The organism is Gracilibacillus pellucidus (assembly GCF_033949965.1).
Lineage (GTDB): Bacteria > Bacillota > Bacilli > Bacillales > Amphibacillaceae > Gracilibacillus > Gracilibacillus pellucidus.
The window spans coordinates 173179-190069 of record NZ_JAWZSR010000005.1 but is presented as its reverse complement, the minus strand read 5'-3'; the positions used below and the strand labels follow the sequence as shown (position 1 = coordinate 190069).

Sequence of the window (16891 nt, the reverse complement as noted above, 5' to 3'; positions counted from 1 at the left end):
GAAGAGAAATCCCTCGAGGACATGTTATGTTATGAGTGTTTTTCATGCTCTGAAAGCAACGCTATAAACTCAGGAGGAAGTGTAATAGATTCTTCTATATGGCTGTTTAGCTGGTCAGCTTCTTTTAGTTCAGATACTTCATTGTGAATTCTCTCCATTTTTTCATCTAATTCATTTGCTGTAAAAGCAGCTTCTTTTAAACCATCTCTTAATTCTTTTGGTATTGCCTTATTGTACTTATAGTAGATTTTGTGTTCTAAACTTGCCCAAAAGTCCATTGCTATTGTCCTGATTTGAATCTCTGCATAAACATTCTCTACTCTATCAGACATGAAAATCGGGATTTTGACGATAAGGTGAAGACTTTTGTACCCATTCGGTTTTGGGTTCTTAATATAATCTTTTGTTTCTATTAACGTAATATCCTGTTGTTTGGTTAGCATATTAGCCACTTTATAAATATCTGTAACAAAAGAACAATTTATTCGAATACCAGCAATATCACGAATGTTCTCTTGTATCATTGGTAGGCTGAGGGGCAATTTTTTCTTTTGGACTTTTTTTAAGATGCTTTCTGGTGATTTAACTCTTGATTTTACATGTTCAATAGGGTTGTAATCATGAATATGTTGAAATTCCTCTTGTAATATACTAATTTTTGTACTTAATTCTTCCACAGCAAATTTATAAGCCATCATAAAGCGCACTAATTCAGTTCGCCAATATTTGATTTTCTCCATTTCAATTTGGGTATGTTCCATGTTGTGAAATCTCCCTTCTGATTCACGAACTTATCGTAAGACTAATCTTGTGATAAGTTTCGTTGCCAATTACTAGGTGTTAATCTCTACTGATTGAAGTTTCTCGTTATCTCCATTTAATCACTAATAATTTACTCCTTCTCTATTTCCATTATTATAAAGTAGCTAGCCTAAGTCAAAGGAAAGATTGAGGAAAAAGTGTGGAAAACCAGTTAGAGTTAGTTTACAACCATTAATAGGCAACGGTTACTAGAAGGTGATTAGTAACATGAATAGATAATAGCAAATCAAATGGTCTGATTTTGTTTTATTTCACAATAAACCTTATTTATTTTTTTTGAGTACAGTCCACATGAGTTATAGTTGGACAGTTCTCTAGTTGCTTTATTGCAGTGTAAACATCCATAATACCCCACTTAAAGCAGGTCGTAAGTGCGTTAAGTGGTAGGGAGTTCAATTGATTCGTTACTTTAAGGCATTAAAGGTTATCTCTGCTGCTTTTGCAATTAATGCATCGTCATACTCAGCATCCTCTTGATCGTAACGAGACATAACGGCAATGATAATTGGCTCTTGGTCTGGTGGCCAAACTACCGCAATATCGTTTCTAGTTCCATAGGTTCCAGCACCACTCTTATCACCAACCACCCAGTCTTTAGGTGATCCAGCACGAATCAATGAATCACCTGTTGCATTCCCTTTTAGCCAGTCTGCAAAAAGTGCACGTTCTTCATTAGAGAGTAAATCGTCAACAGCAAACGCCTTAAGAGTTGTAGCCAGGGCTTTGGGTGTACTCGTGTCACGATTATCCTCTGGGGTGAAGTTATTCAGCTCTGTCTCATATCTGTCGGCATTAGTAACATTATCACCAATGTCTTTTAATGCTATTTCAAATTCTTTAGGACCACCAATTTTTTTATATAGAAGATTTCCAGCTGTATTATCACTGAATCGAACTGCAGCTTCAATTAGCTCTTCTAATGTCATTCCTGATTCTATATGTTCCTCCGTGACAGGTGAGTAAGTAACTAAATCATTTTCATCATATGTGATTACTTCATCAAGTTCCTCAATCGAATGTTGCTGAAGGATGACTGCTGCGGCCAAGGCCTTATAAGTAGAGGCAAAAGCAAAGCGGTCATCTGATTTATATTCGGTAGTCTTACCTGTGTTGGTATCGATTGCATAGACACCAAGTTGAGCACCAAACTCATTTTCTAGTTGAGAGAATTGTTCCAATGTATTAATCGTTTCTTTTGTGATCTTTTCTTCATCCAATTGAGTATTGGTTGAACTGTTGGTATTTGCACAAGCAGTAAGTATGATTATTGACAGCACTGCCAAAATTATTTTTTGCCTGTTTAATATAGTTTTATTTACCTTTTTCAAATGAATAACCTCTTTCTATGTTTATTTTAGTAATGAAAGCTGATTTATTTTTGTTTCTATCCCCCTCTAGACTACAATTGTAGTCTAATATTACATTTGTAGTCTTGCAAAGTCAATCTTTTTTTTCAAGAATGGGACAATAAATTCTATTTTTTGTTATGCCTCGGTAAAAAGTGATAGACTAAAAATCATCATCTGAAAATTAGATATTAGATTGTTTGAATAGATATATAGAATGAGTAATCAAGGAAAGGAGGGGAGATTACGTGTTCTTAACACATTTGTTTATAAGTGTTATCGTTTCGTCTGTAACAATATTGGTTATTTTCGTGCTAAAGCATTTATTTCGAAAGCATATATCAGCTAAATGGCAGTACAATATATGGTTTGTATTATTCATTGCGCTCACACTACCTTTTGTTCCGGCACAATGGATTAATCTTGGAGTTTATTTGATGCTCATTTTGAAGGGGAAATGAATAATGTTTCCTTCGACAACACTAGTAATATAAGTCAGGGAAATCAAAACTGGATGCAGGATTTTGCTGTATCTGTTAATCGATTTGATCAGGACTATATCAATATAATCTTGGCAGGTATTTGGATTGCGGGTATGATCGTGATGATAACCATTGCTTTACGTGCTTGGTTCCAATTAAAAAAAATAAAAGATACAGCTTGGATCCCACCTAATCCAAATGTTATTCGTATCTTGGAAGAGTGTAAGCAGCATTTAAACATATCAAAGCCTATACTTGTTAGGCAATCACCGCTTGTTCGATCACCAATGATATTTGGATTGTTTAAAACGTATATTGTTATACCGATACACATTGATGAATGGCTATCTGAAGATTACCTAACCTATATTTTTATGCATGAACTTCATCATTTTAAGCAGAAAGACATTGTAACGAATTACCTTACCGTTATTTTTCAGATTATTTACTGGTTTAACCCTCTTGTATGGATTGCGTTTAGAGAAATGAGAGTGGATAGAGAAGTCGCATGTGATATAGGGGTATTAAAATGTCTTGATAAGCACAGTTATACAGATTATGGAAATGCGATTATAGATCTAGCAGCACTTTTTTCACGTTCAAAGCGTTTTTCTTTTACGAATCAATTTAATGAATCAAAAAGGCAAATCAAAAAGAGGATGGAAAAAATTATTTCTTTTGCTGATGAATCGAAATGGCTGAAGATAAAAAGTATGATTATTTTTTCTCTCATATGTGTAGTGGTAGCTTGCCAAACTTCCTTCATATCTTTAGCGGATTCAGGTACTAATAGTTATAGTTTTGACAATGACCAAGCATATTACGAGGATTTAAGTGACTATTTTTATGAATATGATGGAAGTTTCGTATTATATGACATTGGAAAAGAACACTACACTATATATAATCAAGCTAATAGCACGCAGAGAGTTTCGCCCAATTCTACTTATAAAATGTATTTGGCATTGATGGCTTTAGAGTCAGGAATAATAACAACGGATCAGTCCACCTTGAAATGGAATAAAAAGCAATACCCTTTTGTCTCTTGGAACAAAGACCATAACTTATCGACTGCTATGAAAGATTCTGTAACATGGTATTTTGAGGAACTAGATCAAAATATGACAAGTGAAACTATACAGGCTTATATAGAAAAAATGAATTATGGAAACAAGAATCTTTCTAATCGTGATGACTATTGGTTGGAATCATCTTTAAAAATCTCACCTGTTGAACAGGTACAATTATTAGTGGCTTTCTATCAAAATCAGTTTGGATTTGAGGAACGGAATATTCAAGCGATTAAGGATTCACTCTTTCTCGATGAATATGGCGGTGCTAAGTTATATGGTAAGACAGGTACGGGTATAGTAAATGGCAAGAGTATGAATGGTTGGTTTACCGGCTATGTGGAAGTGAATGACAATACATTTTTCTTTGCAACAAACATACAAAATGAAGATAATAGTTATGGTAGTGAAGCAGCAAACATTACATTGTCTATACTAACGGATAAAGGAATTATGAATGAAGTAGGGGGATAAAGAATGACGAGTAAAATTCCTAATATATCAGATGCGGAATGGGAAGTGATGCAAGTACTTTGGGAAAGTTCACCACAAACCGCTAGTCAAGTGATATCCTCCATGCAGGAGCAGACGGATTGGAAACCGAAAACAGTGCGAACACTTTTGGATCGTCTTGTTCAAAAGCAAGTTGTCGGTGTTAATAAGGAACATAGAGTTTATACTTTTTTTCCATTATATTCTCGTGAAGAGTGTCAACGTGAAGAGATGCAATCGTTTATGAAGCGAATTTATGGAGGGACATTAAAATCAATGCTAGTGCAATTTATCCAAGAAGATTCTTTATCAGACGAGGATATTAAAGAACTACGCGAAATTTTAAATAAGAATCCTGAAAAATAGAACTAGAAGAAATAAGATGCACTTATTTCTTCTAGTTCTTCTATTTCTAAAGTGTAAAAATAAAGGTAATGAACAAATCTCTCAAGTGAAAATTGGAGATTTGTCGAATAATCGGCATTAACAAATATATATGGGAACGGGATATTCCCTTCTTTCGTATAATTTACGTTATAAGAAGGCTAGTTTGATACAAATAGTGTTACTAGTCCCTTATAACCATCTATGATCAAATGTAATTTCATAGGATATTTAATCCTATTTTTATGAAAAAATATAGGAATTTTTAATCAATTATAGATAAATAGGTTTAACAGATAGTCATTTGTGCTATTCTTCTTTTTAGGAGAAATATTATGAACATCCTACCTAAAGGAGATAAGGAGGACATCAATGAATAATAGGTTAATGTTTAAAGGGCTCTTCTTTTTTGCAATCTTATTTCTTTCATTTGCTTTTTTTCAACCAGTGAAAGCTAGTAATCTAGAGACTTATGAAGTTAGTACTCCTATATTGAATGTTCGCAGTGTCCCTTCAGCTGATGGTGAGGTTTTGGGACAACTAGTAAAAGGGAGCACGCTAATGGTTTTTGATGAGAAGTATGGTTGGGTGCAAACATACTATGCTGGAAAGGAAGTATGGGTGGCGAAGCATCATTTACTCCCAATTGGAGATAGTAGCAGTGCAGTAAGTACGAATGAGAGTAAAAAAACAATTACTATTGCGTCAGACAGTGTTAATATTCGCTCTGGTCCAGGAACTGACTATGCTTTGAGTGGTTCTGCAGTGTCTGGAGATAGTTTTAAAGTAGTGGATGAGTCTGGTGACTGGTATGAAATTAATTTGAATGGTTCTGAAACCGGATGGGTAGCTGCTTGGTTAACGGACCAAGCACCTCAAGGTAATTCATCTCAAGCTACTTCTACCACTACTAGTGAACAGAGTTTAGCAGGATATAATATTGTTATTGATCCAGGCCATGGTGGTAAGGACCCGGGAGCTATTGGATTTAATGGAGTACAAGAGAAAGATGTTATTTTACCAACAGCAGAAAAAGTGGTTAATAGCTTGCGTAATGCAGGAGCGAATGTCATTGTTACAAGATCAGGCGATTACTTTGTCCAGTTAGAAGATCGATCTAGTATTAGTAACAGCTATTATACACATGCTTTTATTAGTCTGCATTATGATTCTTCTATCAACAGTTCTGTTAGTGGTTTGACTGCCTACGTTGCAGATTTTAATGATCGAAATCTAGCAGAATCGGTAAAATCATCTATTTTATCGCATGTAAATTTAAATGATCGCGGTGTTAGACAAGCTAATTATAAAGTATTAGTAAATACAACTGCCCCATCTATATTGCTAGAATTAGGGTATATGACAAACCCTGGAGATTTAGCGATAGCACAATCAGATAGTTACCAAAATAGTGTGGCACAAGGTATTACAGAAGGTTTAATTAATTATTTCAATTAAATAAAAGTGAAGAAATGGTGTGGAGATATCCACACCATTTTTTTGCGTAGAAAAAAAGTAATAAGCGGATGTTAACTACTTGAGAAGATTCGCGTTATATTTAGAATATTTTATATTTTATTCAATATAGGGTTGTATTTCGTAAAAGTATCAAGTATACTCTTTAATTAATATTGATAATCATTATCATTTAAAGAGAGGGAGTAACGATCATGGATGCCTTAGGTGTAGATCGAGTAAGTGTAGGCTATGGAAATGCTCTTATTATTGAAGAGCTAAGTGTAGCTATTCCAAAACATAAAATAACTACGATTATTGGACCGAATGGTTGTGGAAAATCAACGTTATTAAAAACGCTTGTTCGAGTATTACGAGCAAAGGAAGGAGTAGTCTCTCTTGAGGGAAAGGCAATACATACAATGAATACGAAGGAAGTGGCCAAACGAATGGCTGTTTTACCCCAAACAGCACAAGCACCAAGTGGCTTAACAATATTCGAATTAGTATCGTATGGACGATTTCCACATCGTAAAAGAATGGGGAGACTATCAAACGAAGACTATCAATATATTAATTGGGCGCTTGAAGTGACTGGTTTAAGTGATTTAAGAGACAAATCAGCAAATGCTTTATCTGGTGGTCAAAGACAGCGAGTTTGGATAGCAATGGCATTAGCACAAGGAACGGACATACTTGTACTAGATGAACCTACTACTTACTTAGATTTAGCGCATCAATTGGATATCCTGTTGTTGCTACAGCGTTTAAATAAAGAGGAGGGACGGACCATTGTTATGGTTTTACACGATCTCAACCATGCTTCTCGCTTTTCAGATTATATGATTGCTATGAGAGATGGTGCGATTGTAACGAAGGGTGAGCCAAATGAAGTGATGACATGTCATCATTTACAAAAGGTTTTTCAGATTAAGGCGGAATTAACAGCATGTCCATATAGCACAAATCCAGTATGCTTGTCCTACCAATTATGTGAGACAGATGCCGCTTGTAAAGTGAGGTAGTAGTGTTGCGAGTAAACGAAGAAAAGCAATTGCAAGAAGTAAAGGAATCGGCGCGTCCTAAAATAGGAATGGGAATACTAATAGCTGGAACAGCACTCCTTTTTCTTGCATTAGCATTATCTATCTCTTTAGGTGCGGCAGATATAGAGTTAAAAACAGTTTGGGATACGATTTTTCATTTTAATCCAGAGTTAGTCAACCATCAGATAATCTTGGAACTAAGAATACCGCGAGTGATTGGTGCAGCAATAGTAGGGGCATGCTTTGCGGTAGCAGGAGCACTAATGCAAGGAATGACACGAAATCCATTAGCAGATTCAGGATTACTTGGATTAAATGCTGGTGCGGCTTTTATGTTAGCTGTTTGCTTTGCCTTTTTCCCAGGACTCTCCTATACATATGTTATTTTATTCTCCTTTGTCGGGGCAGCTATGGGAGCAGGGATTGTATATGGTATTGGCTCATTATCAGAAAATGGTTTAACACCAATTCGCTTAGTTTTAGCAGGCGCAGCGGTAAGTGCATTGTTAGGTGCGCTTAGTGAAGGGGTTGCACTATATTATGAAATTGGTCAGGACTTAGCCTTTTGGTATGCAGGTGGTGTATCAGGTACCACTTGGGAACAGTTGAAAGTAGTAGCACCGTGGTTATGTATTGCTATTGTTGGAGCGATTGTTCTCTCTCGCTCGATTACCATTCTTAGTTTAGGGGAAGAAGTGGCGATCGGTCTTGGCGAAAACATGGGAAAAGTGAAGTTATTAAGTGCTATTATTATTCTTATTTTGGCGGGGGCAGCGGTTTCTGTCGTAGGGGCAGTCAGTTTTGTTGGATTGATGGTACCGCATCTAGCACGTTGGTTAGTTGGACATGACTATCGTTGGATTATACCAACTTCAGCCGTATTAGGTGCATTACTTGTTGTCTTAGCAGACTTAGTAGCTCGCATGATTAATCCACCATATGAAACACCAATAGGTGCATTAATTGCTCTCTTAGGTGTCCCCTTCTTCTTATATTTAGCTAGAAAAGGAGGGGGACAAATATGACAAAGAAACAGTGGAAAACGAGCAATCAATTAAGAAAAGAACATCAGATAAAATGGAGTTTTCTCTTATTGCTCGTACTCCTTATTGCTTGTATCCTTGTTAGTCTGAACACTGGTCATATTCGTTTAACACCAATAGAAACAGTCATGACACTAATTGGAAAAGGGACAGAGCAACAAGCGTTAATATTATTTGATTTTCGCTTGCCGCGGATAGTCATTGCCATCTTAGTTGGTATGGGACTTGCGATTTCTGGAGCTATATTACAAGGGATTGTTCGTAACCCACTAGCAGAACCTGGCATTATCGGGATTAATGCGGGAGCAGGCCTTGGAGTCATGCTATTTATTTCATTCTTTGCATCTGTATCAGAAGCACCTGTTTACTTGATGCCGGTAGTTGCATTTGTTGGTGCCGGAGCAGCTTCCTTCATCGTTTATGTTCTATCCTACAAAAAGTATGAAGGTCTCTCCCCAATTCGTCTTGTATTAACAGGTGTTGCGGTAGCTGCAGGTATTGATGCTTTAATGATTGTATTAACTTTAAGGTTAGACCCTGATAATTATCAATTTCTAGCCACATGGTTAGCTGGGAGTATTTGGGGGTCTAACTGGACATTTGTCCTTGCTTTATTACCTTGGTTGCTTGTACTTCTCCCTTTTGTTTACACGAAAGCATCTGTACTGAATGTATTAAATCTTGGTGATGAAACGTCAGTTGGTCTTGGAGTGAACATGGAGAAGGAAAGACGAGTACTTTTAGTGTTAGCAGTTGCGATTGCAGCGGTCTGTGTATCTGTAAGTGGTGGTATTGGTTTTGTCGGTTTGATTGCGCCACATTTAACAAGACGTTTAGTTGGTGATAAACATGAACACATTCTTCCAATCTCAGCAATGGTTGGGGCGGTATTACTTGTTCTTGCCGATACAATTGGGAGATGGTTGCAACAATCGGTAGAAATTCCAGCAGGTATCTTCGTTGCTATTATAGGAGCGCCATACTTTCTATATTTATTAGCCAAAACAAAAGATTAAGGAGTTGTTTTTTCGATGAAAGATGTGTATGACGTAACAATTATTGGTGGAGGGCCAGCCGGTTTGTTTGCTGCTTTTTATGCAGGATTACGTGAAATGAAAGTGAAAGTAATCGAAGCCCATTCAGAACTTGGTGGCAAAGTGCGAGTCTATCCGGAAAAAATGATTTGGGATGTTGGCGGTATGCCTCCTGTATCAGGTTTGTCTTTTATCGAGCAAATGATCGAACAAGGTCTGACGTTTAATCCTACTGTAGAGCTCGACCAAACGATAACGAAAATGAATAAGCTTGATACGGATATATTTGAACTAGAAACAGATAAAGATAAGAAGCATTACTCTAGAACCGTTATTATGGCAGTCGGTGGAGGCGTAATTGACCCGATTAAGCTTGATATCGATAACGCTTTTTCATATGAGAAGAGCAACCTGTACTATCACGTGCAATCAATCAAAGATTTTAAGGATAAGCGCGTACTAATATCAGGTGGTAGTTCCTCAGCGGTAGATTGGGCAAATGAGATAGCGCCAATAGCTCAACAAGTATTGTTAGTGTATCGTGGAGATAATTTGAAAACACACGAATCAGATATTTCTAAGTTAAAAGCGAACAATGTTGTCAGTTTGGAAAATACGGAGATAACAGCACTACTAGGTGATAAGGAAATCGAAGAAGTAAGTTTACGCAATAATAAAACCAACTCAATTAAAAACCTACCTGTTGATGCTGTCTTAGTAAATCATGGTTATCATCGTCAGCATCAATTAATGACGGAAAGTGGTCTATCCATTGAGTTAAAAGATGATTATTTTATCAAAGGAAATGTGTTGGGAGAATCGAATATTCAAGGGTTATATGGTGCTGGCGATATTTTGTCCCACGAAGGTAAACTACACCTTATCGCAGGAGCATTTCAGGATGCAGCGAACGCTGTAAATAGCGCCAAACGTCATATAGAGCCTAGTGCAGAACGATTTGCGATGGTATCATCCCACAATAAGCGTTTTACAGAAAAAAACAAGGAATATTTGTATAAAAAATAATAAAAATGTTGAGAAAGGATGAATAAATATGCAAAAGAAACATTACTTTTTTATGTTTATTTTGATACTGACAATGTCGATACTAAGTGCTTGTGGGAGTGATGTGAGTAGTCAATCAGAAGCGTCTGAAGAGGGAGAGAATACACAATCAAGAGAAACCGTTACATATGAATCAGAGACAGGGCCAGTAGAAATACCAGCTGAGCCAAAGCGAATTGTTGCTTTATCCAATGCACCGAATGTACATGCGTTAGATGGAGAGCTTGTTGGTGTGGACAAATGGACTAAAGGGAGCCCACTTTTGGCAGATGAATTAGCAGATGTTCCTGTCGTTTCAGAAAATGAACCAGAAACAGTTATGGCACAAAATCCAGACTTGATTATTGCTGGATCAACGATGGAGAATTTAGATGAATTGCAAAAAATAGCGCCAACCGTCATCTATACTTGGGGGAAACTTGACTATTTGGAGCAACAAGTCGAAATAGGTAAACTATTGAATAAGGAAGAAGAAGCACAAGAATGGGTGCAAGAATTCAAGGAAAGAACGGCAACACTTGGTGAAAAAATCAAAGAAAAATATGGAGAAGACGTTTCAGTTAGTGTCTTTGAAGTAGACGCAAAGAACTTCTATGTATTTGGTGATGCTTGGGCAAGAGGAACAGAGGCTCTCTATCAAGCGATGGATTTAAATATGTCAGAGAAAGTACAAGAGGATGCATTAGAGGATGGTTATCATACGTTGTCATTAGAAGTATTGCCTGAATATGCAGGAGATTTTATTGTGATAAGTAAAAAAGCGTCCGAAGAGAATGAATTTATGCAGAGTGATACATGGAACAGCATTCCAGCTGTTAAAAAGGGTCATGTTATTGAAATCGATCAAGATGCGTCATCATATAGTGATCCAATTACACTTAAATATTTAGTGGACACATTCGAAGAAGGGTTTTTAGGAGAATAAACGTATCATAAAAAACTGCAATTTATTTGTTGCAGTTTTTTGTTTATCTAACATATATCAAAAAACAAGTTAGACAATTAATTTCTTTTGTTATAGGATATTGATTAAGAAAATTAAAATACTTTAGGTAAAAAGGTGTATGTGATGAAAATAAAAAAAGTCCTAAATAATAATGTCGTTGTGACAATGAATGAACAAGGGCAAGAAATGGTAGTGATGGGCAAAGGATTAGCTTTTCAAAAAAAGGTAGGTGAGTCTGTCGATATATCTCGAATTGAAAAGAATTTTGTTTTGCAAGATACAGGAATCAGTGAAAAACTGAATCAATTATTACAAAGTACGTCTGATAAATACTTAGACATTGTATCGGAAATATATGATTATGCGGTCTCTCAATTACCTTATAAGCTGCATGATTATTTGTACGTTGCGTTAACAGATCATATTAGCTTTGCAATTGAGAGAAGTAAAGAAGGTATTCAATTAAAAAATACGCTTTTGTATGAGATACGTAAATATTATAAACAAGAATTTCAAATTGGCTTAAAAGCACTTGATATGATCGAAACACATACGGGGGTTCGGTTAGATGAAGATGAAGCAGCATCGATTGCATTACATTTAATTAACAGTCAATTATCAGGAGAAAATGTAGAGACCGCCGTACAGGTGACAGAGATTGTAAACAATATATTGAATATTGTTAAATATCATTACAAAACAGAATTGGATGAAGATTCGATTAACTATGAACGATTCTTAACACATCTACGTTTCTTCTCCATTCGTTTTATCCGTAATGAACATACAGAAGAAACAATTGATGAATTTTTCTATGAACAAGTGAAGGTGAAGTATGAAACAGCATATGCTTGTACAGAGAAAATCGCAATGTATTTACAAAAGAATTTTGATTGGCAATTAACACATGATGAAAAGGTATATTTGACGGTTCATATCCACCGAGTTACCTATCGTCAACATAAACAAAAATAAAAAGTATATGAAAACGTTTTAAAAAAGTGTTGACATTAGGATAATAATCATGGTAAATTGTAATTGTTAATTAACAAATAAACTTTATAGGCGAAGTAAGGAATGTTACCTATTTTGGGCATAACCTGAATGAATTGGAAGCACATAGTGTTGCTATATCTATGTGCACACCTTCTAATTCATTCAGGTTTTTTATTTACCTAAAACAGCATTCGTTAAAGCGCTTTATGCAAAACAGAAAGCTTTCATCAAAAAACTTACAAGAGGGTGAATGGGCATGAAGTATAGTCAACTAGCAAAAGACATTATTAAAAATGTTGGCGGAAAAGAAAACGTTAACAGTGTTGTTCATTGTATTACACGACTTCGTTTTAAATTAAAAGACGAAAGTAAAGCGAATACAGAAGTATTAGAAAATATGGATGGTGTGGTAACTGTTCGAAAAAGCGGTGGCCAATACCAAGTAGTAATTGGGAATCATGTTCCTGATGTATATAAGGCTGTAGTAGCAGAAGGTGGCTTCCAGTCTGAGAAACAAGTAGATGAAGATGATGGAGAAAAAGGAAATTTGTTTGACCGATTTATCGATATGATTTCTGGAATCTTTACACCGATTCTGGCAGTGCTTGCTGCATCCGGTATGATAAAAGGTTTTAATGCGTTATTTGTAGCGCTTAATTGGTTAGATGAAGAAGGTGGAACATACCAAATATTAAATGCGATTGGTGACGGTTTATTCTACTTCCTACCTATTCTATTAGGTTATACAGCAATGAAGAAATTCGGAGGTACACCATTCCTTGGTATGGTTATTGCGATGGCATTAGTTTATCCTGATTTAGAAGGTATTCCAGGTGCGAGTGAACCGTTATACACATTGTTTGCAGGTACTGTATTTGAATCACCTATCTATATTGAATTTTTCGGAATTCCTGTTATTTTAATGACTTATTCGATGTCTGTTATTCCAATTATCGTATCCGCTTTCTTTGCGGCGAAGTTAGAGAAGTTCTTTACAAAAGTAGTTCCATCTGTAGTGAAGATGTTCTTTGTTCCAATGTTTACGATGCTTATCATCATTCCGTTAACATTTATCATTATTGGCCCTATAGCAACATGGGCGAGTCAGTTGCTTGGAGAAGGAACCATTTGGATTTATGAATTAAGCCCGGTTATTGCAGGTATGTTCCTTGGCGGTTTATGGTTAGTATTTGTTATGTTCGGTTTACACTGGGGCCTTGTTCCGATTGCGATGAACAATATCACGGTATTAGGTCAAGATCCAATTTTAGCTTTGATTTTTGCACACTCATTTGCGCTAGCTGCAGCAATCTTTGCTGTAATGCTTCGTACCAAAGATAAAGGTTTGAAAACATTGAGTTTACCAGCTATTATTTCCGCGTTCTTTGGTGTGACAGAGCCTGGTATGTACGGTGTTGCTTTACCATTAAAACGACCATTTATTTTCACCGTTATTTCATCTGCAGTCGGTGGCGCAATAATGGGTATGTCTAGCACGATTGGTTATGTAATGGGGGGGCTAGGTATATTCCAATTACCGAGTCTTATTCACCCAGATGATGGGATTAGTACAGGCTTTATCGGTGCAGTAATTGCAGCACTTGTATCAATGGTATTAGCGTTTGTTTTAACATATTTCTTTGGTGGCATTAACAAAAAACAAGAATCCAATAGTCCAAATCCAACTAATAATGAAGTAGAAAACCTAGTAATTTCTAGTCCTTTACGTGGTGAAGTAAAACTGCTTGAAGAGATTGAAGATACCGCCTTTGCGTCAGGAGCATTAGGCAAAGGGGTAGCAATTGAACCAATAGAAGGAAAAGTATATGCCCCAGTTTCTGGTACAGTGTCAGTACTTTTCCCAACAAAACATGCAATTGGATTAGAGACAAACGACGGTACAGAAATGCTGATCCATGTTGGTTTAGATACTGTGCAACTAGAAGGAGAACATTTTACAACAGAAGTAAGTCAGGGTGACCGAGTAGAAAAAGGTCAATTGTTATTATCATTTGATATAGAAGCAATTAAAGAAGCAGGCTATCCTGTTACAACACCAGTTGTCGTGACAAACCACGACCAATACGAATTAACAACAACAGATAAACAAGACGTTCAACCTGAAGATGTACTGATTGAAGTAACAAGTAAGTAGTAAAACAAGGAGACGCCGAATAAATCGAGATAACTGTTTGTTCGGACTCCTTTCATTTTAAACGTTAGAAAGATTTCGAAAATAGATTTATCCACAAAAATCAGTGCGAAAAGCGGGAAAAGTGTAGATAAATCTAGATATCAACAAAAATTAGTGTGGAAGGCGAGAAAAATGTAAATAAACCAATTTATCAACAAAAAACAGTGGATAAAGCAGGTAAAGTGTAGATATATTAATCAAAATAAAAAATTAACTTTACTATTTTAATGGGAGGAATCAACGATGGCAAATCAATTTCCAGAAGGATTTTTATGGGGTGGTGCTATTGCAGCAAACCAAACAGAAGGAGCATATTTAGAAGGTGGTAAAGGATTAACGACAGTCGATTTATTACCAACAGGAGAAAAACGTTATCCGATTATGACAGGAAATTTAGAGACATATGAACCACTAGAAGGAGAATTTCACCCTTCGCATCGAGCGATTGATTTTTATCATCGATATAAAGAGGATATCGCGCTGTTTGCGGAGATGGGCTTTAAGGCGCTTCGTTTATCTATTTCGTGGGCACGTATTTTCCCGAATGGTGACGATAGTGAGCCCAATGAAGCAGGGCTACAATTTTATGACGATGTTTTTGATGAATTGAAAAAATATGATATCAAACCAGTTGTCACTTTAGCACATTTTGATGTGCCTGTTCATTTAGTAAAGGAATATGGTAGCTGGAAAAATCGCCAATTAGTCGATTTCTTTGAAAAATATGCGACTACTGTTTTTACTCGTTATAAAGATAAAGTGAAATATTGGTTAACATTTAATGAAATTAACATGTTATTGCACTTACCGTTTGTTGGTGCAGGATTAATTTTCAAAGATGGTGAAGATAAGAAACAAGTGATGTATCAAGCAGCACATCACCAGTTGGTTGCAAGTGCAAAAGCGGTAAAAGCAGGTCATGAGATTATTCCAGATGCACAGATTGGTTGTATGTTAGCGGCAGGTATGACATATTCTTATTCTAGTAATCCAGAAGATGTGTTTGATGCAATGGAAAAAGACCGCGAATCATTCTTCTTCATTGATGTACAAGCACGTGGTGAATATCCAGGTTATGCGAAACGTTTCTTTGAAGAAAATGATTTAACAATTCAGATGGAACCTGGTGATGAAGCGTTACTAAAAGCACATACGGTTGATTATATTGGTTTCAGTTATTACTCTAGTCGCGTAACAAGTACCGATCCGAAAGTGCAAGAGAATAAGACAGGTGGTAATGTGTTTGGATCTATTACAAATCCATATTTGAAAGCATCTGAATGGGGGTGGACAATTGATCCAAAAGGATTCCGTATTACAGCAAATCAGCTATATGATCGTTATCAAAAACCTCTATTTGTAGTAGAAAATGGTCTCGGAGCAATAGATGAACCTAATGAGAATGGTCTTGTAGAAGATGATTATCGAATTGACTATTTACGAGAGCATGTCAAAGAGATGAGAGAAGCGATTAAAGATGGCGTGGAACTAATCGGTTATACAAGCTGGGGACCGATTGATATTGTTAGTGCATCAACAGGTGAAATGAAAAAACGTTATGGTTATATTTACGTTGATAGAGATAATCAAGGAAAAGGAACATTACAAAGAGGTAAGAAAAAAAGCTTCGATTGGTATAAAAAAGTTATTGAATCCAACGGGCACAATATAGACTAATCAAAAGCACCTTCTGCACATGTTGCAGAGGTGCTTTCTTCTATAATTGGAAAATCCATACGCTGTCTAAAAGCGAGAGTCTATCTGTAGATGAGCTTTCTTTCACTCTATTGAGAATGAGCGCTGGTATAAAGCTCCGACAAAACACTACGCTTTCCGCGGGTACAGCTTCAGCTAATTTTCATGAAGAAGACCACTTCATGAAAATGGATCTTCAGCTCGTACTGTTCCCGCAGGAGTCTTCATGTTTTGTCTCCGCTGTGTGATGTGATCTAATGTTTGCGAGTGGAAATACGATGATTCATTTCCAAAAGGAATGCGCTTAGTCAAATGGCATGAAATGTAAGTATTCCTCTCTATTCCAATAGAGAATGTAACCAAAGCGAAGGCAGAATACGGAGACTCCTACAGGAATAGCATGAGCTGAAAATCCACTTTTTCAACCGGTATTGTTGAAAAAGTTAGTTGAAGACAAGCCTGTGGCATAGAAAACACTATGAAAGCGATCTGTGCTTGAATAGATGTTGCACTTGTGCCCCGAGGGTGAAAGCGTAGTATTCTGACGTAGCGATAAGATATCCACTAGCCATCAATCAGAATGAGTGAGCGCATTTCATTGAGTAACTAATATGAGTCACCACTCACTCTCGCTTTTAGACTTCGTAAGTGTTAGCTATTTAAATAATCTTTAAATTGATAAGACACAAAAATTGTTTGGACGAGTACGGAGGTATACGATAGTATAATAGTAAAAACAAAATAAATCGTAACCATTACTATTTACAATTGTGTGTAAATATACTATAATGTCATTCAGAGCGTAATGGTTACGATTTATA

14 protein-coding genes are annotated in these 16891 nt (G+C 36.3%); 12 read left to right on the top strand and 2 right to left on the bottom strand.

The window, feature by feature from the left end; all coding sequences use genetic code 11:
* Positions 1-29: 29 nt before the first annotated feature.
* Both SH601_RS10845 and bla read right to left on the bottom strand, forming a co-directional pair.
* Positions 30-761, bottom strand: a complete 732-nt coding sequence (locus tag SH601_RS10845) for a GTP pyrophosphokinase (protein ID WP_319958321.1) — start codon at positions 759-761, stop codon at positions 30-32.
* A gap of 465 nt (positions 762-1226) precedes the next feature.
* Positions 1227-2150 carry a class A beta-lactamase gene (gene bla, locus SH601_RS10840; protein ID WP_413775110.1) on the bottom strand — a complete coding sequence of 308 codons (924 nt, stop codon included), beginning with the start codon at positions 2148-2150 and terminating at the stop codon, positions 1227-1229.
* Positions 2151-2416: 266 nt separating this feature from the next.
* On the opposite strand from bla, the gene SH601_RS10835 reads away from it, so the two are divergent.
* From SH601_RS10835 to SH601_RS10780, 12 genes are all read left to right on the top strand, one after another.
* Positions 2417-2629 (top strand): M56 family metallopeptidase, encoded by a 213-nt coding sequence (locus tag SH601_RS10835; RefSeq protein WP_319958320.1) that lies wholly within the window; start codon positions 2417-2419, stop codon positions 2627-2629.
* A complete protein-coding gene (locus SH601_RS10830; protein WP_319958319.1) occupies positions 2626-4194 on the top strand; it encodes a BlaR1 family beta-lactam sensor/signal transducer in 1569 nt (522 codons plus the stop codon). The genes SH601_RS10835 and SH601_RS10830 overlap by 4 nt, the downstream gene beginning before the upstream one ends.
* A 3-nt stretch (positions 4195-4197) precedes the next feature.
* Positions 4198-4578 (top strand): penicillinase repressor BlaI, encoded by a 381-nt coding sequence (gene blaI, locus SH601_RS10825; protein ID WP_319958318.1) that lies wholly within the window; start codon positions 4198-4200, stop codon positions 4576-4578.
* 390 nt (positions 4579-4968) lie between these two features.
* Positions 4969-6054: an N-acetylmuramoyl-L-alanine amidase family protein gene (locus SH601_RS10820; protein WP_319958317.1), complete on the top strand. Its 1086-nt coding sequence runs from the start codon at positions 4969-4971 to the stop codon at positions 6052-6054.
* Positions 6055-6266: 212 nt separating this feature from the next.
* Positions 6267-7076 (top strand): ABC transporter ATP-binding protein, encoded by an 810-nt coding sequence (locus tag SH601_RS10815; RefSeq protein WP_319958316.1) that lies wholly within the window; start codon positions 6267-6269, stop codon positions 7074-7076.
* 68 nt (positions 7077-7144) lie between these two features.
* A complete protein-coding gene (locus SH601_RS10810) occupies positions 7145-8122 on the top strand; it encodes a FecCD family ABC transporter permease (RefSeq protein ID WP_413775116.1) in 978 nt (325 codons plus the stop codon).
* Positions 8119-9156, top strand: a complete 1038-nt coding sequence (locus tag SH601_RS10805) for a FecCD family ABC transporter permease (protein ID WP_319958315.1) — start codon at positions 8119-8121, stop codon at positions 9154-9156. The genes SH601_RS10810 and SH601_RS10805 overlap by 4 nt, the downstream gene beginning before the upstream one ends.
* Before the next feature lie 15 nt (positions 9157-9171).
* Positions 9172-10200, top strand: coding sequence for an NAD(P)/FAD-dependent oxidoreductase (locus tag SH601_RS10800; protein WP_319958314.1), 1029 nt, complete (start codon positions 9172-9174; stop codon positions 10198-10200).
* A gap of 28 nt (positions 10201-10228) precedes the next feature.
* Entirely contained in the window at positions 10229-11164 is a 936-nt protein-coding gene (locus tag SH601_RS10795) for an iron-hydroxamate ABC transporter substrate-binding protein (RefSeq protein ID WP_319958313.1), read from the top strand.
* Between the two features lie 144 nt (positions 11165-11308).
* Positions 11309-12160 carry a BglG family transcription antiterminator LicT gene (licT, locus tag SH601_RS10790; RefSeq protein WP_319958312.1) on the top strand — a complete coding sequence of 284 codons (852 nt, stop codon included), beginning with the start codon at positions 11309-11311 and terminating at the stop codon, positions 12158-12160.
* Positions 12161-12437: 277 nt separating this feature from the next.
* A complete protein-coding gene (locus SH601_RS10785; RefSeq protein WP_319958311.1) occupies positions 12438-14336 on the top strand; it encodes a beta-glucoside-specific PTS transporter subunit IIABC in 1899 nt (632 codons plus the stop codon).
* A gap of 282 nt (positions 14337-14618) precedes the next feature.
* Entirely contained in the window at positions 14619-16052 is a 1434-nt protein-coding gene (locus tag SH601_RS10780; protein ID WP_319958310.1) for a 6-phospho-beta-glucosidase, read from the top strand.
* Positions 16053-16891 lie beyond the last annotated feature (839 nt).

Coding starts and splice junctions, on each gene's coding strand:
- SH601_RS10845 (WP_319958321.1), bottom strand. CDS start 761: ATGGAACATACCCAAATTGAAATGGAGAAAATCAAATATTGGCGAACT.
- SH601_RS10830 (WP_319958319.1), top strand. CDS start 2,626: ATGAATAATGTTTCCTTCGACAACACTAGTAATATAAGTCAGGGAAAT.
- blaI (WP_319958318.1), top strand. CDS start 4,198: ATGACGAGTAAAATTCCTAATATATCAGATGCGGAATGGGAAGTGATG.
- SH601_RS10820 (WP_319958317.1), top strand. CDS start 4,969: ATGAATAATAGGTTAATGTTTAAAGGGCTCTTCTTTTTTGCAATCTTA.
- SH601_RS10815 (WP_319958316.1), top strand. CDS start 6,267: ATGGATGCCTTAGGTGTAGATCGAGTAAGTGTAGGCTATGGAAATGCT.
- SH601_RS10810 (WP_413775116.1), top strand. CDS start 7,145: ATGGGAATACTAATAGCTGGAACAGCACTCCTTTTTCTTGCATTAGCA.
- SH601_RS10805 (WP_319958315.1), top strand. CDS start 8,119: ATGACAAAGAAACAGTGGAAAACGAGCAATCAATTAAGAAAAGAACAT.
- SH601_RS10800 (WP_319958314.1), top strand. CDS start 9,172: ATGAAAGATGTGTATGACGTAACAATTATTGGTGGAGGGCCAGCCGGT.
- SH601_RS10795 (WP_319958313.1), top strand. CDS start 10,229: ATGCAAAAGAAACATTACTTTTTTATGTTTATTTTGATACTGACAATG.
- licT (WP_319958312.1), top strand. CDS start 11,309: ATGAAAATAAAAAAAGTCCTAAATAATAATGTCGTTGTGACAATGAAT.
- SH601_RS10785 (WP_319958311.1), top strand. CDS start 12,438: ATGAAGTATAGTCAACTAGCAAAAGACATTATTAAAAATGTTGGCGGA.
- SH601_RS10780 (WP_319958310.1), top strand. CDS start 14,619: ATGGCAAATCAATTTCCAGAAGGATTTTTATGGGGTGGTGCTATTGCA.